Raw genomic sequence first — 19,251 nt, forward strand, 5'->3', positions numbered from 1 at the left:
GCGTGCGCACAGCCAGCCACCGATCAGTGCAGGGCGTGCATCGATCCATGTCCGATTGAGGTTGGCGTTTGCCGCGCCGGGACGGCTACCCACAGCCTGTACAGCCGGCTCGCCACGAAGCCGGGCGCCCAAGGAGAGGCTGAAGGCATATGTCGCATATTCGAATCCTGAAGACCGTCTTCGCTTTGTCGAGCGCGGCCGCCGCGCTCGCTGCGTCCTCCGTCTGGGCACAGGCTCGGCCCGAGACCAGCGCCGCCCCCGACGCGCCGGCTGAAACGCCCGCGCTGCAGTCCGAACCGGACGACGCCACCGGACCCGAGATCGTCGTCCAGGGCTTCCGCGCCAGCCTGAGCAGCGCGATCAACGTCAAGCGCAACGAGACCGCGACGGTCGACGTGATCAAGGCCGAGGACATCGCCGAATTCCCCGACCTCAACCTCGCGGAATCGCTCCAGCGCATCCCCGGCGTCGCGATCAGCCGGGTCAACGGCGAGGGCCGCAACATCTCGGTCCGCGGGCTCGGCCCCGAATATAGCCGGGTGCGGATCAACGGCATGGAGGCGATCGGCACCACCGGGGGCACCGACAATTCGGGCGGCGTCAACCGCGGCCGCGGCTTCGATTTCAACATCTTCTCGTCGGACCTGTTCAACAGCCTCGCGGTGCGCAAGACCGCGACCGCCGATGTCGAGGAGGGTTCGCTCGGCGGCACCGTCGACCTGCAGAGCGCCCGGCCGTTCGATTACAAGAAGAACACCGCGGTGATCGCGGCGGCGGCGAGCTACAATGACCTCGCCCGCAAGACCAAGCCCCGCGTCTCGGGCCTCGTCACCGCCACCACCGACGACGGCAAGTTCGGCGTATTGCTCTCGGTCGCCTATGAGGAGCGCCGCCTGACCGAGGAAGGCGCGAACATCACGCGCTGGACCTATGGTGGCTTCAACGGCGGCTTCAATCCGGCCTCGACGATCGCCGGCAAGACGATCGCCCAGATCAACGACACCAATCCCGAAACCGCGCTCTATCATCCCCGCATCCCGGGGCTAGTGAGCTACGATATCGAGCAGAAACGCCTCGGCGCGGCGCTGTCGTTCCAGTTCCAGCCGACCGACAAGACCCTGCTCTCGATCGACGGCCTCTATTCGCGCCTCGACGGGACGCGCACCGAAGCGCAGTTCCAGGCGATCGGCTTCAGCCGCTCAGGGACCGGCAAGCCGCAGACGATCATCCGGTCGGGCACTGTCGATGCCGACAACAACATCATCAGCGGCACCTTCGACGCCGTCGATCTGCGCACCCAGTCGCGCTACGACGAGCTCAAGACCGATTTCTACCAGGTCACCGCGACGCTCGACCAGAAGATCGGCGAGAACCTCAAGGTCGGCGGAGTCGTCGGTTATTCGCGCTCGGAGTTCCGCAACCCCGTCCAGACCACCGTCACGATGGACGCGGCGAACACCAATGGTTTCTTCTACGATTTCTCGACGCGCTTCCCGACGATCCGTCCGGGCGTGGACGTGACCAATCCGGCCACCTTCGCGTTCACCAACGGCACGTCCGAGGTCCGCATTCGCCCGCAGACCGTCGACAACAGCTTCACCAACGCCAAGGGCTTCGTCGAATGGACGGTGAGCCCGATCGTCAAGCTCAAGGCCGGGGCGGACTGGCGCAAGTTCGAATATATGTCGACCGAGCGCCGCCGCCTCCAGGGCGAGACGGTGGTGACCACGCTCACCGCCGCGCAGCTCGCGCCGTTGACGATGCTCTATTCGGGCTTCGGCCGTGGGCTCGACGTGCCCGAGGGAACGCCGACCGCTTGGGTCGTCCCCAATCTCACTGCATTCCAGAACGCGCTCAACACGTACAGCAATCCGCTCTACGCGACCGGCGGCGTGCAGAACGCCACCGCACGCGGCTCGTTCGTCACCGTCGAGGAGAAGGATCTCGGTTTCTGGGGCATGGCCGAGTTCAACCTCGCCGATGCCGGCCTGCCGGTGCGCGGCGACGTCGGCGTGCGCTACGTCAAGACCGACCAGTTCTCGACTGGCTATGCCGGCCAGGGCGCGACGGTGGACCTGGTCGGCGCGGACCGCAGCTACAATCGCTGGCTTCCTTCCGCGAACCTCGTTTTCGACGTGAGCCCGAACCTGCTTGTCCGCCTCGCCGCGGCCAAGACCATCGCCCGCGCGGGGATCGGCTCGCTGACCCCGGGCGGCAACCTCAACGTCTCGGGCGGCAACCGCACCTTCAGTTCGGGCAACCCGAACCTGCTGCCCACCGAATCGACCAATCTCGACGCGTCGGTCGAATGGTATCCGGCGCCAGGTTCGCTCTACGCGGTGTCGGTGTTCCAGAAGGATATCGGCACCTTCGTCCAGACGCTCAGCACCACCGTTCCCTATAGCAGCCTCGGTCTGCCTGACTCGCTGCTGGCGGGTACGACGGCGAGCCCCTCGGACGCCTTCATCGTCAGTCAGCCGGTCAATTCGAACGGCGGCCTGCTGCGCGGCTTCGAAGTCAACGTGCAGCAGCCCTTCACTTTCCTGCCGGGCTTCCTCTCGAACTTCGGCGTGCTCGCGAACTACACCTATGTCAGCTCGGACATCGAATATCTGCTGGCGGCCAACGGCTCGGCGACGGTCGAGGCGTCGCTGCTCGGGCTCTCGAAGAACGCCGCGAACGCGACGCTCTATTACGAGACGAAGAAGTTCTCGATCCGCGGCTCGGTGGCGTATCGCTCGAATTATCTCACGGCTGTGCCGGGGACCGAGGGCAATGCGTATAACGGTACCAATGAGACGACCAATTTCGACGCGCAGATCTCGTACAACGTCACCGACAATCTCAAGCTCAGCCTCGAGATGATCAACCTCACCGACGAGAAGAACGACCAGTTCGTCGACGAGACCAACCGGCTCAATGTGCTCACGCACAGCGGACGGCAATTCGTGCTCGGCGCACGCATGGCATTCTGACGCCCTCCTGTCGAATGCCGGTTCAGGGCCAGCCGCCATGCGGCTGGCCCTTTTTTATCGCGATGAGCGCGGTTCCATCGGCACTTCGCCGAGGATGAACTATGCAACTGGTGTTTGAACGCGGATGCTAGCCTGCGCGCGAAAATATCCCGGCGCTAGGCGTTTCGCGTGGCATTGGTGATTCTGGGGAGAAGCAGGAAGAAGCCCGCGGCGGAGAATGCCAGCGCCACCGACAGTAAAGCCATCGGCGCCAGGTTGCTCCCTGTCGCGTCGCGCACTGCCGGCACGGCGTTCTGCGCAACGAAACCGCCCAGATTGCCGATCGAGTTGATCGCCGCGAGACCAGCCGCGGCATGGGCGCCGGTCAGCAGTCGCTGCGGAACGCTCCAGAACATGGGCTGACCCGCGAAGACGGCGGCGGCAGCGAGGCAGAGACAGGCGAACTTCACTGCGGAGCCCGGCAGCACTACGCTGCCGAGCAGGGCCATCGCAGCGATCAGCATCGGTGCCACGATATGCCAGCGGGTCGCGCCATGCCGGGCGGCGTGGCGCGGCACCGCCCAAAGCGCGAAGGCGACGCAGATCCAGGGAATTACGTTGATGATCCCGTTCTGCAGGTTCGAGGCGCCGAATCCCTTGACGATCGTCGGCAGCCAATAGCTGAGCCCATAGGCGCCGAGCGGCATCCCGAAATAGAGTGCGGCCAATAGCAGAACGCGTGGATCGATCAGTGCACGCCAGGCAGAGCCCTCCAGCGCCTGCCTGGGTTCGGCCGCGAGTTCGGCTGCGAGCCAGGCCTTGTCCACGGCGCTCAGGAACCGCGCCTCGTCGGGCCGATTGGGCAGCGCCATCAGAACCACTGGAACCAGCAGCATCGCGGGGATGCCGGTGGCGAGGAATACCCATTGCCAGCCGGCGAGGCCTGCAACGCCGCCGAGTTCCAGCAACGCGCCGCCGATCAGCGAGCCGACCGCATTGGCGATGGCGCTCGCGATCATGAACCAGCCGACCATCTGCGCGCGCCGTGCCTGGGGATACCAGAGCGTGAGCACATAGAGCACGCCGGGGAAGAAGCCCGCTTCCGCGACGCCCAGAAGGAAGCGCAGCACATAGAACATCGTCGCGTCCTGGGTGAAGCCGAGCGCCAGCGTGATCAGCCCCCAGGTCCCCATGATCCGCGCGAACCACAGGCGCGCGCCGACCTTGGCCAGAATCATGTTCGCGGGGGCCTCGAACAGGAAATATCCGAGGAAGAACAGGCTGGCACCCAGCCCGTAGGCCGCTTCGGACAGGCCCAGTGCGTCGACCATCTCGAGCTTCGCGTAGGAGACGTTCTGCCGATCGATATAAGCAATTAGGTACATGATGCAGAGCAGCGGCATGAGCCTGCGGCTGATGCGGCGGAGCGTGCCTTCGCCTTCTGGCGCGTTCGTCGACTTCTCGGCCGCGGTCTGTTGCATGTCTTCCCTCTCCCGAGCGCATTATGGCTGGTTGTGCCGCATCCGGCCAGCACGAGCAGGGCGATGCGGGCCGGTTGCGATTGTCGATCAGTGAGACAGCGGCGCATCGGTGCCCGCGCGCCGGTTTGGCCAGGGCCACAATTTTCGGCCGACGACGCGACCGATTTGATGCACGACGTCTACGAGCTGGCGATCACCGGCGAGCGGCTGCCGCTGCCCGGCCTGTCGCGCGACAGCTTCACGCTGATCGGCTATTATGAGGACACCTTTTCGGTGCGCGCGCCCTATACCTCGCGCAGCGAATATCTGAACAGCGTCGGTGGTGCGGCATATCGGGCACGGCGGACCGGAACAGCAGCGTTCGAGACGTACATGGGCAAAAAGGGTCTCACCGGTCCCCTCGGAAATCGCGGGCAGGGACAAGGTCGAGAAGGCGCTGCAGGGGTTTGCGGAGCGCGAAGATCAGCAGTGCGCCGGCAAAGGCTATCGCCGCGTCGAGCGTCCAGAAGGCGGCATTGCTCATCCGATCGTAGAAGCTGCCGACCCAGCCCATCAGCGTCGATCCCGCGAACAACGACAGATAGGCGCCGCCCATCAGCGTTGCGTTGACCTTCGCCGGCGCGGCCTGCGAGATCAATGCGAGCAGGATCGGCCAGAACCACATGAACGCCACGCCCATGCCGACAAAGCCGAGCAGCGCCCATAGCACCGAAACCTGGCCATCCGCGCCGGCGGTGACGCCGCCCAGCGCGAACAGCAAAGCCGCGGCGCCGATGATCGCAGAGCCGATGCCGATCTTGACGATGTTGCCGGGCTCGCGCCCGCGACGCGCCTGCCACGCCCAAAGCGCTACTAGCGGCGCCGCGATGGCGATGCTCGAAAAGCTCTCGACCGAATTGAACCAGCTCGCCGGAACCGCGCCGAAGGGCGAGAGCAAATCGACATGCTGGTCGATCCAGACGATCCCGATGTTCCAGATCATCGGATAGGCGATGTTCGCCGGGATGGTCAGCGCGATCAGGCCGATCAGCGCCCAGGTTCTGCGCCGCTCCTCGGCGGTAAGCGGAGGGAGGGCGACGCGATTGGCACGCTTCGGTCCGTCCCCGGGGAAGTGGCGCTGCCCGGCGAGATAGATGCAGAATGCCGCCAGTATCACCGTAGCCGCCAACGCGAAGCCTGCATGCCATCCATATAGCGCCGCGACGCTCCCTGTGGCGAGCGGGCCGAGCACCGCGCCGATGTTGATGCCGGTTGCATAGAGCGTGAAGCCGCGGGCGCGCAGAGACTCGGCAGCGGGCGGATAGAGCGTGCCGACCTGCGCCGCGATATTGCCCTTGAGACAGCCCGAGCCGAGGATCAGCATCACCAGCGCGGCCAAGAAGCTCGGGTCGAACGACATCGCGATATGGCCGCCGCTCATCAGCAGCGCGCCGAGAATTACGGTGCGCCGTGGCCCCAGCCAGCGATCGGCGAGAAGTCCGCCGAGGATCGGGGTGAAATAAACGAGGCCGCTATACCAGCCGAAGATCAGCGAGGCGAAGGCCTGGTTCGAAATCGGCCCGCGAAGCTCGAACAGCGCGCGGAGCTGGGCAAGGCCGAGGACCTGCGATGCATGATCGGGCAGCAGCAATTGCTTGACCAGGTAGAGCGCGAGCAGCGCGGTCATGCCGTAATAAGAGAAGCGCTCCGCCAGCTCGGTTACCGCGAGATAGGCCAGGCCCTTGGGATGGCCCGCGAGGCGGCCGCCTTGCTCGACAGTGTCGGTCATCGTTGCACCTCTATCGAGCGTTTCATTTCCGCCACACGTAATTCGGCGTGGCGGTGACTTCGGCGGGCGCGCTCATCAGGTTGGCACCGCGCTTGGGATCGCTTGCCGCTGCTTGATCGACGAAGCCCGAATAGGCACCGCGGGCGAAGGAGGCGCCGCGCTGCTCGACATCGCCGATCAGCTGCGCGGTCCCCGACAGGACGATATTCTGCTCGAACTCGCCGATGCCGGCGAAGGTCGTGGTGACGCGGGCGTCGTCCCTGAGGATCGTATTGCCGCGGATCACCGACAGCGCTGAGGCGCGGGCGTTGCCGAGCAACTGGCCGCCATGGATCACGGCATGGTCCTCGACGCGGGCATTGCCGCGCACGCTGCCCGAGAGCACCCGGGCGTAGGGTCCGACATAGGCCGAGGCGCCGACCGTGGCACCCGCCGCGACCCAGCCGCCGCCATAGGCGTGGCGGTGCCCGCCGGCGATCGGGGGGACGCTCGCAGGCATCGCGCCGGCGAATTGCACCATCCACGGATAGCGGTAGATCGCATGATATGGCTGTTCCCAGTGGATATGGTGGAACTGCGAAGGCGTGCCGACCACGACCATGTACAGGCCCTGGTCGTCGGGACGGACGGCGAGGGTTGCGGTGCCATCGGCACCGCGCTGGAGCGGTGAGTAACGGCTCTCGCCTGCCGCATCGACCGCGATTAGTCCCCAGCGCCAGCCAGAGGCGGGAGCGGGGATTGCAGCGGGTTCACCGGCGAGGCCCGGCAGTTTCATGATAGCCGGAGCAGTTTGCACCACGCCGCGGAAAGTGGCGGTGATGCTGGCCGCGTCCTTGTCCGGGTGGAGCCTAACGATATTATAGCCCCAGCGCTGCGGCGCCCATGCCGCAGGCACCGTGAAGCGTCGCTTCTGCAGATCGAGCGGATCGAGTACGGTCGTGCGCAGCGGCCGGTCGTTCGCTTGCTCGTAGCCGCCATATTCGCGGCGATACACCGCGCCTTGGTCCGATCCGTCGGGATTGGTGTAGTCCCAATGGGCGTTGTGCATCGCCCAGTCGCCGAATGCGTCGTTGAGCTGCGCCAGCGTCCAGCGCTGATTGCGCATCAGCACTTCGATCGGGTCCGCCTTGTCGGCGCCGGGCTCGCCGCGCTTCGGGGCCTTGCGCCAGATGTCGTTGACCACCGCATAGCCGAAACGGTCCTTGAGATATTCGAGGAACTGCCAGTTGCAGTAACGGACGCGGGTCGAGCCGTAATAGAGGTGCGGATAGTTGACCGACAGCACCGAGCAATGCGTGTTGCCGCGGAATTCGGGAAGCTGGGTAGTCATCCAATTGGCATGGCTCTCCCACAGCCAGCCGCCATAGGGCGTGTCGCGGAACGAGCCGGTGCCGCCCTGCAGCGAATGGGTCAGCTCGTGCGCAAGGCCGAAGCGATCCTTGAGCCCGCCCGGCCCGATCCACATGCCGATATTGCCGGCATCGTCGACGCCGCCGGTCAGGCCATAGCTGGCATCGATGAAGACATTCGCCTTGCGCTTGGTGGCGGTGGCGCAATCCGGCTCGGGAAAGTCGAGCGTGGCGAGGAAATAGGACCAGACATACTCGAGGTGTTCCCCGGCCGATCTGGCGACATCGGCGGGCACGAGGTCGCCCGCCCAGTGGAAGGCGAAATGCGGCGTCTCATAGCGCAGCGGCAGTTTGGAGTTGGGGTCCGCCGGATTGGTGGCGACGGGCTTCCAAATGCCCGCGACGCACGTCGCGCTCGCGTTGCCGCCGCCGAGGATGAGCGCCAGTCCCATGGTGACGGCGGAAACACGAAGCCGCATCAGCGCGGGCTGAGCTCGACGATCGTCGGCGTGCTGCCGAGCGGGATCGTATAGGCGTCACGCTCCAGCGTGCCGGTGGACGGTGTCAGCGCCTTCGCGCCGGTCGTCGTCGTTTCGATCCGCAGCCGCGCCACGGGGGTTGTCGCCGTTGCAGGGTCGAGCGTCACGTTGATCGCGCCGTTGACCGGCGTGTAGGTGACGTTGGCGATCTTGCCGGCGTCGAGCGTGATCCACGCCCCCGCAGGGGCAACGAACAGCCGCGATCGGGCGCCGTCCTTCGGCGCAATCTGCACGCCGTCCTTGCCGATCGTCACGTCGCCGCCGAAGCCGAGCCAGCCGAAGGTCGGATCGTTGACAAGGTAGGTCGCTGCCGCGAGCGCATGGCCATAGAAGCCCATGCCGTAATCGCCGGTATACGGGTCCCATTTCATCATATCCGGCCAGGCGTGGAACGCCGCCGAGGAGAAGCCCTCCCGGTCGATATTGGTGATGCCGCCCATCATTCCGCCGTACGCGACGCGGAGCAGATGCAGGTCCTTCGGGTTCTGGCGATAGGCGTCGAACAAGGGGACTGCGTTGAGCGCCGAGCCGTAATGGTGGATTTGGCGCTCGATCCGCGGATATTTGCCGCCATAGAGGAAGTCCCAATAGCGGCGGGCATTGCCGTTATAGCCCCAGCTCGGGATCGTCGGATCATAGCCGAGGATCACTTCGCGGGTGATTTCGGCCTGCGGCTGGTAGCCGAAATAGCGCATCCATGCATAGACTTCGGGCTGACCGGTCGAATCCCACGGCATCTCCGATCCGAACGGGAATTTGAGCGTGCGCCAGTGATCGGCGCGCTTCTTCATCAGCTTTTCCATCTCGGCGGCCTCTGCGGCGAGACCCTCGCGCTTCAGGTCCTTGAGGATGTCGACGAAGACATCGCCCTCCATCAGCCCGAATTCGGCATAATAAGGCGCGTCGCGCATCATCGCGACAGTGGTCTGGTATGCGTGTTCGAGATACCAGCGCCAGTCGTGCGTCTTCACAAGGCCGGGATGGTTGCGCGCGATGCGATAGAGCACCCAATGCCCGATCGCGACGTGTGGATAGTTATAAGCGCGGCCGAGATCGTTCGCGTCCTTCTCCTTCCACGAGGTCCACGATTTCCACTTGTCGGCGTCCTTGTAGAGATCGGGGAACTTGGCCGGGTCATAATAGAACAGGCTCTTCTTGACTGCGCCGGCCTGCGGGCCCTCGGCGATCTGGAGGTTGCCGACGACGGTCTCGGTCACCAGCCGTTCGAGCTTGGCGACCTCGGCGGGATCGGGATTGTCGAGCTGCTTCATCGTCGCGGCGACCCACGCGCCGCCGCCGCCCTCGTCGCTCATCCCGGCGATCCACACGCGCGGCTCGACATCGACGATCTTCTTCGCCTCGTTGTCGTATGTCAGGATCGCCGGCGAACGCCCGAACGGATCGCCCTTGCCCTCATACCATTGCTTGGTCGTCGAGAAGCGTCCGAGATCGGCCATAGTCTGCTCGAGCGGCTTGGTGACGAAATAGCTGACCGTCTGCACCTGCCCGTCGGCATAAGTGAGCGTCAGCCGTGCCTGGCCCCATTGCCTGCCGCGGATGTTGAGCCTGGCCCAACCCTTTTGCGCACCCGCGGGCGTCGCCTCGACCGCGCCCGCCGGATAGCTCTCGATCTTGCGGATCGCGCTGGGCGCCTTGATGAACAGCGTGGCGGACTGGTCTTCGGGCACGACATAACCGGGAATGCCGACGGCGACCGGGCGCTTGTTGGCGATCAGCGTGGTCTCGATGTCGCGGATCGACGGCGTCTCGGTCATCCGCACCCCGACCTCGATCGTCTGACCGGGCGCGAGGGTGCGCCTGGTGGGTGCGTTCCATTGCTCGCCGGCGTCCTTCCACTCGCGGTCGGCATAGCCGACGCTGTGCACCGTCCAGTCGTAAAACCCTTCCGAGGTCTGGCCGCGCTGGCTCTTGTCGGTGAAGATCGAGCCTTTGGCTTCGCGCGGATTCTTGAGCGGGGCCCAAGCCTCGAGCGGGCTGCCCTTTTCGGGGAGCACGAGCAGCGCGGGACCTTGGCCGTTGAGGCGGGTGACCTGCAGATAGCCGGCGTCGCGGCCGATATAGGGATCGACGAAGCTCGCCTCGGCATGCGCCTGATCGAGGTTGCGATCGGTGATGATATTGTCGAACACCATCGGCATGCCGAGCGCGCCGATCTCCAGCGGCGCGCCTGAGCTGTTGGTGATGCGGAAGCGCAAGGCGAGCAGCCCGGCCTCGTTCACCCAGCGACGCTCGACCTTGAACGGCGGGTCGGCGCCCATGCTCGCGGTGATGTCCGCCGCCGCGATCACCTTGCCAGTCCTCGGAAGCAGCCGGATCGGCTTGCGTGCCTGCGCCGAGGCGAAGTCGCGCCATTCGCCGCCGGGCGCGCGGACGCGCAGGTTGAGGTCACCGATATGATTGTAGCCGTCGCCGGCGCGCTCGGGCTCGCGCGCAGTCGGCACGAAGCTGAAAGCGGGCTCGGCGGCGGGCGAGAGACGCGCCAGCGTCTGGGTGTCGCTGCGCAGCGCGACTTCAAAGCTGCCGACCTTGTACGGCGTGGTGTGGACCGGCGGATAGACCGGCTTGGGCCGCTCCTGCGCCATCAGCGCGGGGACGCAGACCGCGGACGAGGCGCCGGCGAGGAGAAGGGTCGCGGGGCCGAGGAAGCGGGCAGTGCGCATGGGGGTTCTCATTTCTCGGTTGCGCCGATCGCCGGCATGGCGGGATCCGGCTCGGGCAAAGATAGCACCGGCGGTTTCTCGTCGAGCAGATGGCGTGTGAAATAGTCGCGGAGCTTGCGCCAGAAGAAGGGCTGGGCGACGCGGTGCGTGGTGTTCGGCAGGATCACGACATCTACGTCGCGCCCCGCGGTGATCAGCGCATTCGCCAGGCGCATGCTCTCGGTGACGGGAACATTGTCGTCGATGTCGCCGTGGATCAGTAGCAGCTTGCCCCGCAGGTTCTTCGCGACCGACATGTTGGAGTTGCGCTCCCACACGGCTTCGTCGGGATTGCCCATCGAGACTTCGGGCCACCACGCCTTGTCGAGCCGCAGATCGTGATTCCCCGACGACGCGACGGCGACCTTGAAGAAGTCGGGCCGGCGCAGCACGAATCGTGCGGCGTCATAGCCGCCTGCCGAGCCACCATAGACGCCGACACGGGTGGCATCGATGTACGGATATCGGGCGGCCATCTGGCGGATCATTGCGATATGATCGTCCAGCCCGACTTCGCCGAGATTCTGCCAGGCGGGAAGGCGGAAGGCCTGACCGCGGCGTGAAGTGCCGGTGCCGTCGATGGTGACGACGATCGCACCCAATTGCGCGACGCTGTTCGCACCGGCGGTGACCGCACCGTTCCAGCTTGTCGGCACGTTGGTGGTGGTCGGGCCGGTATAGACCGCGTCGATGATCGGGTAGCGCGCCTTCGGATCGAAGTTCGCCGGGCGCCAGATCATCCCATAGAGCCGAGTCTTGCCGTCGGCGGCGAGGCCGGTGAACGGCTCGGGCGGGGTGTAGCCGCTCGCGAACAACGCGCTTCCGTCCGCCGTGGCGAGGTCGGTGACGATGCGGCCATCGCGTGCGTCACGTACAACCGTGCGGGTGGGGACGGTCGGGCTCGACATCGCATCGATGAAGTATTTGCCGTCGGGCGATACTTCGACTTCGTGATCGAGCGGCTCGGGGGTGAGCAAGCCGGGTTGCTTGCCGTCCAGCGTCACGCGATAGAGCGCGCGGTAATAGGGATTGCGGTTGCGTTCGCGGCCGACGCCGGTGACGAGAAGCGTACGCTCTTTCGCGTCGAGATGCGCGACGTCGAGCACCTCCCAATCGCCGCGGGTGAGCGGGATGCCGCCGTCCGGGTCACCGGGCCGGACGAAATAGAGCTGTGCCCAACCGGAGCGCTCGGAAATGGAAAGCTCGCCGCCAAGCTCGGGTGCGGGGCGCAGATTGCTGGAAGTCACTGTGACGATCGGCTGGACCGCTTCGCGCGCAGTGATGGTCGCCTTGCCGGTCTTCGGATCGGCTTCGTAGACGACGAGCTGTTTGTAGCCACGCTCGGTCCATTGGACGCGGACCTTGCCGCCCGACCAGCCCATGTCGGGCGGGGAGGGGTAGAGGATCGATTCCGAAGGCACGTCGAGCGGAACGAGGGTCGCGCGCCTGCGCTTGAGGGCATCCTCGACATCGACCGTGAAGCGCGTCGCCTGCGGCAGCTTGGCGGCGCCGGCGAGCGGATACACATATTGGAAGCTGCGCGGATAGAAGCTGCCCGGCGGGTTTTCCTGCGTGATCGAAAGCCGTTCGACGCCGCGCGTGTCGAGCCGCCAGCTCAGGATGCTGCGGCTGTCGGGTGACCACATCACCGACACCGGCATCTTCGGTTCTTCGGTGCCGGCCTTGAGGATGTCGGCGAGCTGCGGAATGCTGCGGCCATAAGACTGCTCGCGCGTGCCGTCGGTGGTCAGCGCGACCTGGCGGCCGGACTTTCGATCGCGCGCGAACAGGTTGAAATCGCGCGCGACGATCTCGAAGCGGCCGTCGGGCGATACGGCGCCTTCGCCGTCGGGCGCGCCCTTCTTCGCTTCGGCCAGTTCGCCGGCGCCGCTCAGCGTCCATTGCTTGTCGGCGACGCCGAAGGTGAGGGTGCCGTCCTTCGCACTGTAATCGGCGTCCTCGAGGCGCAGTGCGAGTGCGTCGACTTCCTTGCCGGTCGCCTTCGCCACCAGTTCAGCCAGCCGCGCCTCGTCGACGATCGTACGCGACTGGCTCGTGGCGAGTTCGAGATAGCGGATCTGCCGCTTGCCCGCGCTGCCGAGCCGGTAGAGGATGCCGGTGCCGTCGCGCGTGAAGGTCGCGCGCAGATCGGCGTTGACGATCAGTTTGTCCAGTTCGGGACGCAAATATCGATCGGCGCGGGCATAACGGTCGGCGATGCTCGGGGTCGGCGTCGGATCGGCATTGGCCGCCAGGAGCAACGGCCCCGACAGTAAAGCGACGATCAGCCCCGGCCGCCATCCTGCTCGATCCTGTTGCATCCGCGCCCTCCCTTGTCCCGGCATATCGAGGCAGAGACGCCAGCTCAACTAAAATTATACGGTATATGGTATGACGCCGTTGCATTTCGCTCCGGACCCGGTAGCGTTGAGCCAGGAGAGTTGGGCTTGGGCGGATATAGTACCCATATCAGGCGGGGCACGCTGCTCCAGAGCGACAGTGCGCAGCGGCTGCAGGGCTCGCTCGCCCAGCAGCTTGCCGTGATGATCCTGTCCGGCGAACTGCCCGAAGGACATGTCTTCCCGAGCGAGCTTGATTATGCCGAGCAGATCGGCATGTCGCGTTCGGCGTTGCGCGAGGCGTTCCGGATGCTCTCCGCCAAGGGGCTGGTCGAGAGCCGGCCCAAGGCGGGGACGCGCGTGGCCTCGCGGCGGCAATGGAGTCTGCTCGATCCCGATCTGCTCGCCTGGCAGTTCGAGGCGAAGCCGAGCCTCAAGTTCGTGTTCGACCTGTTCGAGCTGCGCATGGTGGTGGAGCCTAATGCCGCCGCGTTCGCCGCCGAACGGCGCAGCGAGGCGCAATTGGCCGCGATGGGCGAGGCGCTCGACATGATGGCCCTGTACGGGCTCGCCACCGAGAAGGGGCGGTACGCCGACCAGCGCTTCCACATGATCATGATGGAGGCGACGCAAAACGAAGCGATGATCGCGTTGGCGAGCTCAATCCTCGCGGCGATCGCCTGGACGACGATCTACAAGCAGCGCAAGCGTGCGCTGCCGCGCGATCCGATCCCCGAGCATCGCGCGCTGCTCGATGCGATTGCTGCCAGCGAGATCGAAGGCGCCCGTGCGGCAATGACCGAACTGGTCCGCCTCGCGCTCTCCGACACCGAAATCTCGCTGCTCGACGAGCCTTGAAAGGGAGGAATTTGTGACGCTCCATTCGAGGATTGACGCTCCACATCCTCAACGATAATCGTATACGGTATTCAGGAGACCAAGATGCAGATGATGCGCGCTTCCCGGCGGGAATTGATGTTCGGAGCCGCTGCGCTGGCGGTGACGGCGCAGGCCGGGATTGCGCGCGCCGCGGCCGCCGGAGCGTTCGCGCCCAGGGGCGTCAAGCCGCTGCCGCTCGCTTCGGTCCGCTTGCGGCCGTCGGACTATGCCACTGCGGTCGAGGTCAACCGCAAATATCTCTATCGGCTCAGCCCCGATCGACTTCTGCATAACTTTCGCAAATATGCCGGGCTCGCACCCAAGGCCGAGATTTATGGCGGATGGGAAAGCGACACGATCGCGGGCCATACCCTAGGTCATTATCTGACCGCTTTGGTGCTGATGTGGCAGCAGACCGGCGATGCCGAGATGCGCACCCGCGCCGATTACATCGTCGATGAACTCGCCGAGGCGCAGGCCAAGCGCGGTACCGGCTATGTCGGTGCACTCGGACGCAAGCGGAAGGACGGCAGCGTCGTCGACGGCGAGGAGATCTTCGGCGAAGTGATGAAGGGCGAGATCAAGTCCGGCGGGTTCGATCTCAACGGCTCGTGGTCGCCGCTTTACACCGTGCACAAATTGTTCGCCGGGCTGCTCGATGTCCATGGCGCATGGGGCAACAAGAAGGCACTGGCGGTCGTCGAGGGGCTAGGCGGCTATTTCGAACGGGTGTTCGCAGCGCTCACGCCCGCGCAAATCCAGGAAGTGCTGGGCTGCGAATATGGCGGGCTCAACGAGAGCTATGCCGAGCTGCACCAGCGCACCGGCCATCCGCGCTGGCTCAAGATGGCAGAGACACTCTACGACAACCGCGTGCTCGATCCGCTGAGCAACCGCGAGGACAAGCTCGCCAATTTCCACGCCAACACCCAGGTGCCCAAGCTGATCGGGCTGGCGCGGATCTACGATATCACGGGCGACGAGAAGCGCCGGACCGCGGCGACCTTCTTCTGGGAGCGGGTGACCGGGCATCATAGCTATGTCATCGGCGGCAATGCCGACCGCGAATATTTCTTCACGCCCGACACCGTCGCTGACCACATCACGGAGCAGACCTGCGAGCATTGCAACACCTACAACATGCTCAAGCTCACCCGGCATCTCTATGGCTGGCAGCCCGACGGCGCGCTGTTCGACTTTTACGAACGCGCGCATCTCAATCATGTGATGTCGGCGCAGGACCCGGTGACGGGCGGCTTCACCTATATGACCCCGCTGATGACCGGCAGCGAGCGCGGCTATTCGACGGTGGACGACGATGCCTTCTGGTGCTGCGTCGGCAGCGGCATGGAGGTCCATTCCAAGCATGGTGAGTCGATCTTCTGGGAAGACGATGCCGGCGGGCTGATCGTCAATCTCTACATCCCCGCCGACGCCAGCTGGGCGAAGCGCAGTGCCGAGCTGACGCTGGAGACCAATTATCCGTTCGCGCCCGAAAGCACGCTGACCTTCAATAAGGTCAAGGCAGGTCGTTTCCCGGTGGCGCTGCGCGTGCCCGGCTGGGCGGCGGGCAAGGCGGTGGTCAGCGTCAACGGTAAGCCGGCCACGCCCGCATTCGAGCGCGGCTATGCCGTGGTCGACCGGCGCTGGAAGGCTGGCGACACGGTGTCGATCGCGCTGCCGCTCGAGCTCCGGATCGAGGCGGCGCCGGGCGACGAGAATACCATCGCCGTGCTCAGCGGGCCCATGGTGCTCGCCGCCGATCTGGGGGCGAAGGAGACTAAATGGGAGCAGGCTGATCCGGCGCTGGTCGGTGCCGATCTGCTTGCGGCTTTCACTCCGAGCGACCCTGCGAAGGGTATCTTCGATACGCGCGGGGTGGTGCGTCCGGCTGACTTGCAGTTCGTGCCCTTCTATCGCCAGTACAACCGCCGCAGCGCGACCTATTTCAAGCGCTTTTCGGAGAGCGCCTGGGCAGCCGAGGAAAAGGCGTTCCTCGCGGAGCAGGCGCGGCTGAAGGACATTGCTGCGCGTTCGGTCGACGTGATGTTCCTCGGCGAGATGCAGCCCGAGCGCGACCACAACCTCACCTCGGAGATTTCCTACCCGGTCACCTATCGCGGCCGGCAGGGGCGCGACGCGCGTTCGGGCGGGTTCATCGAGTTCACCCTCAAGCCCAAGGATGGCCCGCTGATCCTGCAGGCGACTTATTGGGGCGGCGAGCGCAAGCGCGACTTCGACATCCTCGTCGACAATGTGAAGGTCGCCACCCAGACGCTCGACAACGACAGACCGGGCAAGTTCTTTGACGTGGAGTATCCGCTCCCCGAGCCGCTGACCAAGGGCAAGAAGGAAGTGCGCGTTCGGATCGTGCCGCATGATCGCAGCACCGCCGGCCCGATCTTCGGGGTGCGGCTGTTCACTGCCAAGCCGGGCGTCAAGATTTGAGCGGGGCCGCGGCCGGCGTCGCGATGACGCTCGACGAATTGCGTGAACTCGCCCGGGCCAAGCTGCGCGCGGCCGGGCTTGCGGGCGAGCATGCCGATGCGGTGGCCGAGACGATGGTGTCCGGCGAGCGTGACGGTTGCGCCAGCCATGGCATCTATCGTTTGCTCGTCGCCGATCGCAGCATCCGCGCCGGGGTGGTGGTGCCAGATGCGGTGCCGCGGGTGTCGGAGCCCAAAGCTGGCTTGGTACGCGTCGATGGCGGAGGCGGGTTTGCGCAGCTCGCGTTTGAGCGCGGCATGCCGTTGCTCGTCGAGAAGGCGCGCGCCAACGGGATTGCGGCTTTGGCGCTGAACAATTTCGTCCACTTCGCTGCGCTCTGGCCCGAGGTCGAGGCATTGGCAGAGCAGGGACTGGTCGCACTGGCCTTCACTCCCAGCCATGCCTGGGTCGCGCCGACGGGCGGGACCAAGCCGGTATTCGGCACCAATCCGATCGCGTTCGGCTGGCCGCGGCCGGGACGCGAGCCGTTCGTGTTCGACTTCGCCACCAGCGCGGTCGCGCGCGGCGAGATCGAGCTGCATCGCCGCGAGGGCCGGGCGATCCCCGCGGATTGGGGCTATGATTCCGAGGGTCGCAGCACCACTGACGCCGAGGCGGTGCTGAACGGGGCGATGCGGACCTTTGGCGGGCACAAGGGCTCGGCGCTGGCGGCGATGGTCGAATTGCTCGCCGGGCCGCTGATCGCCGACATGACCAGCGCGGAATCGATTGCCGCCGACAAGGGCCGCGGTGGCTCGCCGATCGGCGGTGAGCTGATCCTCGCGATCGATCCGGCGGGGTTTCTGGGCGATGCGGTGCAGGAACATCTGGAGCGGGCCGAGGCGCTGTTCGACGCGATCGAAGGGCAGGGTGCCCGGCTGCCCTCGCAGCGGCGTTATGCCGCGCGGACGCGGAGCCTGACGCAAGGCGTGACGATCCCCGCAGCGCTGTATGCGGACATCATGGCGATCGGAGTTTGAACGTGCAGGCTTGGCGCAAGGCAGGGATTTTGCTGGCGGGGGCGGCCATGCTGACGGCGGCCGCGCCGTTGCCCGGACCCGATGCGCAATTGCGGAAACTCTACACCGAGGAATATGCATGGCGGCAGCGCCAGCAGGCGCCCAATGAGGACAGCCCGAAAGACCAGAAGCTCGGGCTGCCCGATGTCGGCCCCGCGGCGCAGGCCGAGCGACTGGCGCGCTGGACGGCGACGCTCGCCGCGTTGAGCAAGATCGACCCGGCGCGGCTCTCGGCCGCCGAGCGCGTCAATTACGCGGTCTTCAAGGGCCAGATCGAAGCTTTGCTCAACGAGCAGAAATACCGCGACTACGAAAAGCCGCTCAACGCGGATTCGAGCTTCTGGGGCGACTTGGCCGAATCCGCGCGAGGCGATTTCTTGCGCGAGGAGGATTATCGCCGCTACCTTGCGACGTTGCGCGACGTGCCTCGCTATTTCGACCAGCAGATCGCCAATATGCGCGCCGGCCTGAAGCGTGGCTTCACGCCGTCGCGGATCACGCTGCAGGGGCGCGATGCCGGCGTCGCCAAGGTCGCCGAGGCGAAGACGCCGGCGGACTCGCCCTTCTTCGCGCCTTTCGCCAAGTTTCCTGCGGGCATGCCGGCAGAGACGCAGGCGAAACTGCGCGCCGAGGGTGAGGCGGCGATCCGCGAGGCAGTGGTGCCGGCGTACGCCAAGCTGCTGCGCTTCCTCCGCGAGGAATATATCCCCGGCGCCCGCACCACCCTCGGGGCCTATGACCTTCCCGACGGGCGGGCCTATTACCAGTCCAAGGTCGCCGAATATACCACGCTCGATCAGACGCCCGAGCAGGTCCATGTGATCGGCCTCGCCGAAGTCGCCAAGATTCGCGCGCGGATGCACGACGTGATGCGGCAAGTTGGCTTCAAGGGCGACCTTGCCGCCTTCCTCAAGTTCCTGCGCACCGATCCGCAATTTTACGCCAAGACCCCGCAGGCGCTGCTCGATCGCGGCGCGTGGATCGCCAAGACCTTCGACGGCAAGGCTTCCAAATACTTCGGCCGGCTACCGCGCAGCCGCTTCGCGATCATTCCGGTGCCCGACGACATTGCGCCTTTCTACACCGGCGGACGTGGCGGGCCGGGCGTTTACCTGATCAACACCTACAATCTGCCCGCACGCCCGCTTTACTCGCTGCCGGCGCTGACCTTACACGAGAGCGCGCCGGGCCATGCCTTCCAGATGCCGCTCGCGGCGGAGAACAAGGACCTGCCCGCGTTCCGCCGCGACACCTATCTCTCGGTCTATGGCGAGGGCTGGGCGCTCTATTGCGAGGCTCTGGGCGAGGAGATGGGGATGTACCAGACGCCGTACGAGGTGTTCGGCATGCTCTCCTACCAGATGTGGCGCGCCGCGCGGCTGGTGGTCGATACCGGCATCCATGCGCAGGGCTGGAGCCGCGAACGGGCGCAGCAATTCCTCCACGACAACACCGCGCTGGCCGATCACGAGATCGAGACCGAAGTCGATCGCTACATCGCTTGGCCGGGTCAGGCGCTGAGCTATTACACGGGCGAGCTGGCGATCCTGAACGCGCGCGCCCGGGCCGAAAAGGCACTCGGCGCGAAGTTCAACCTCCGCGCTTTCCACGACGCGGTGCTCGCTTTGGGATCGGTGCCCATCCCCGAGATCGACCGCCGCGTCGACCAGCTCATCGCCGAGGGCGGCAAGGGCCCCTATCCCGACGAGGAATGAC

Annotated in this window: 10 protein-coding genes; 5 read left to right on the top strand and 5 right to left on the bottom strand. The window is 65.6% G+C overall.

Translation table 11 applies throughout. The features are described from left to right. Nucleotides 1-149: 149 nt before the first annotated feature. Nucleotides 150-2,975 (top strand): TonB-dependent receptor, encoded by a 2,826-nt coding sequence (locus tag ASE13_RS18945; protein ID WP_056620020.1) that lies wholly within the window; start codon nt 150-152, stop codon nt 2,973-2,975. Between the two features lie 155 nt (nt 2,976-3,130). On the opposite strand, the gene ASE13_RS18950 is transcribed toward ASE13_RS18945, so the two are convergent. The 5 genes from ASE13_RS18950 to ASE13_RS18970 form a co-directional block, all read right to left on the bottom strand. Continuing rightward, nucleotides 3,131-4,435, bottom strand: a complete 1,305-nt coding sequence (locus ASE13_RS18950; protein ID WP_056620024.1) for an MFS transporter — start codon at nt 4,433-4,435, stop codon at nt 3,131-3,133. A gap of 388 nt (nt 4,436-4,823) precedes the next feature. Then, entirely contained in the window at nt 4,824-6,203 is a 1,380-nt protein-coding gene (locus tag ASE13_RS18955) for a peptide MFS transporter (protein WP_056620027.1), read from the bottom strand. 22 nt (nt 6,204-6,225) lie between these two features. Beyond that, complete coding sequence (locus ASE13_RS18960; RefSeq protein ID WP_156404991.1) at nt 6,226-8,031, bottom strand: Svx/AvrXca family virulence/avirulence protein; 1,806 nt, start codon at nt 8,029-8,031, stop codon at nt 6,226-6,228. Next, nucleotides 8,031-10,772: a DUF5695 domain-containing protein gene (locus ASE13_RS18965; protein WP_056620030.1), complete on the bottom strand. Its 2,742-nt coding sequence runs from the start codon at nt 10,770-10,772 to the stop codon at nt 8,031-8,033. The genes ASE13_RS18960 and ASE13_RS18965 overlap by 1 nt, the downstream gene beginning before the upstream one ends. 8 nt (nt 10,773-10,780) lie before the next feature. Continuing rightward, on the bottom strand, nt 10,781-13,132 hold the full coding sequence (locus ASE13_RS18970) for a S9 family peptidase (RefSeq protein ID WP_056620033.1): 2,352 nt from the start codon (nt 13,130-13,132) through the stop codon (nt 10,781-10,783). A gap of 126 nt (nt 13,133-13,258) precedes the next feature. Here ASE13_RS18970 and ASE13_RS18975 point away from each other — a divergent pair, with 126 nt between their 5' ends. From ASE13_RS18975 to ASE13_RS18990, 4 genes are all read left to right on the top strand, one after another. Next, nucleotides 13,259-14,008 (top strand): FadR/GntR family transcriptional regulator, encoded by a 750-nt coding sequence (locus ASE13_RS18975; RefSeq protein WP_235537056.1) that lies wholly within the window; start codon nt 13,259-13,261, stop codon nt 14,006-14,008. Nucleotides 14,009-14,125: 117 nt separating this feature from the next. Then, nucleotides 14,126-16,477, top strand: a complete 2,352-nt coding sequence (locus ASE13_RS18980; RefSeq protein WP_082597101.1) for a glycoside hydrolase family 127 protein — start codon at nt 14,126-14,128, stop codon at nt 16,475-16,477. A 23-nt stretch (nt 16,478-16,500) separates the two neighbouring features. Further along, the gene (locus tag ASE13_RS18985) at nt 16,501-17,496 is read left to right on the top strand and encodes an Ldh family oxidoreductase (RefSeq protein WP_056620036.1); all 996 of its coding nucleotides are present in this window, start codon (nt 16,501-16,503) and stop codon (nt 17,494-17,496) included. A 47-nt stretch (nt 17,497-17,543) separates the two neighbouring features. Further along, a complete protein-coding gene (locus ASE13_RS18990) occupies nt 17,544-19,250 on the top strand; it encodes a DUF885 domain-containing protein (RefSeq protein WP_056620038.1) in 1,707 nt (568 codons plus the stop codon). The last annotated feature ends 1 nt before the right edge of the window (nt 19,251 follow it).

Source organism: Sphingomonas sp. Root241 (assembly GCF_001428865.1).
In the GTDB taxonomy this organism is placed as follows: Bacteria; Pseudomonadota; Alphaproteobacteria; order Sphingomonadales; family Sphingomonadaceae; genus Sphingomonas.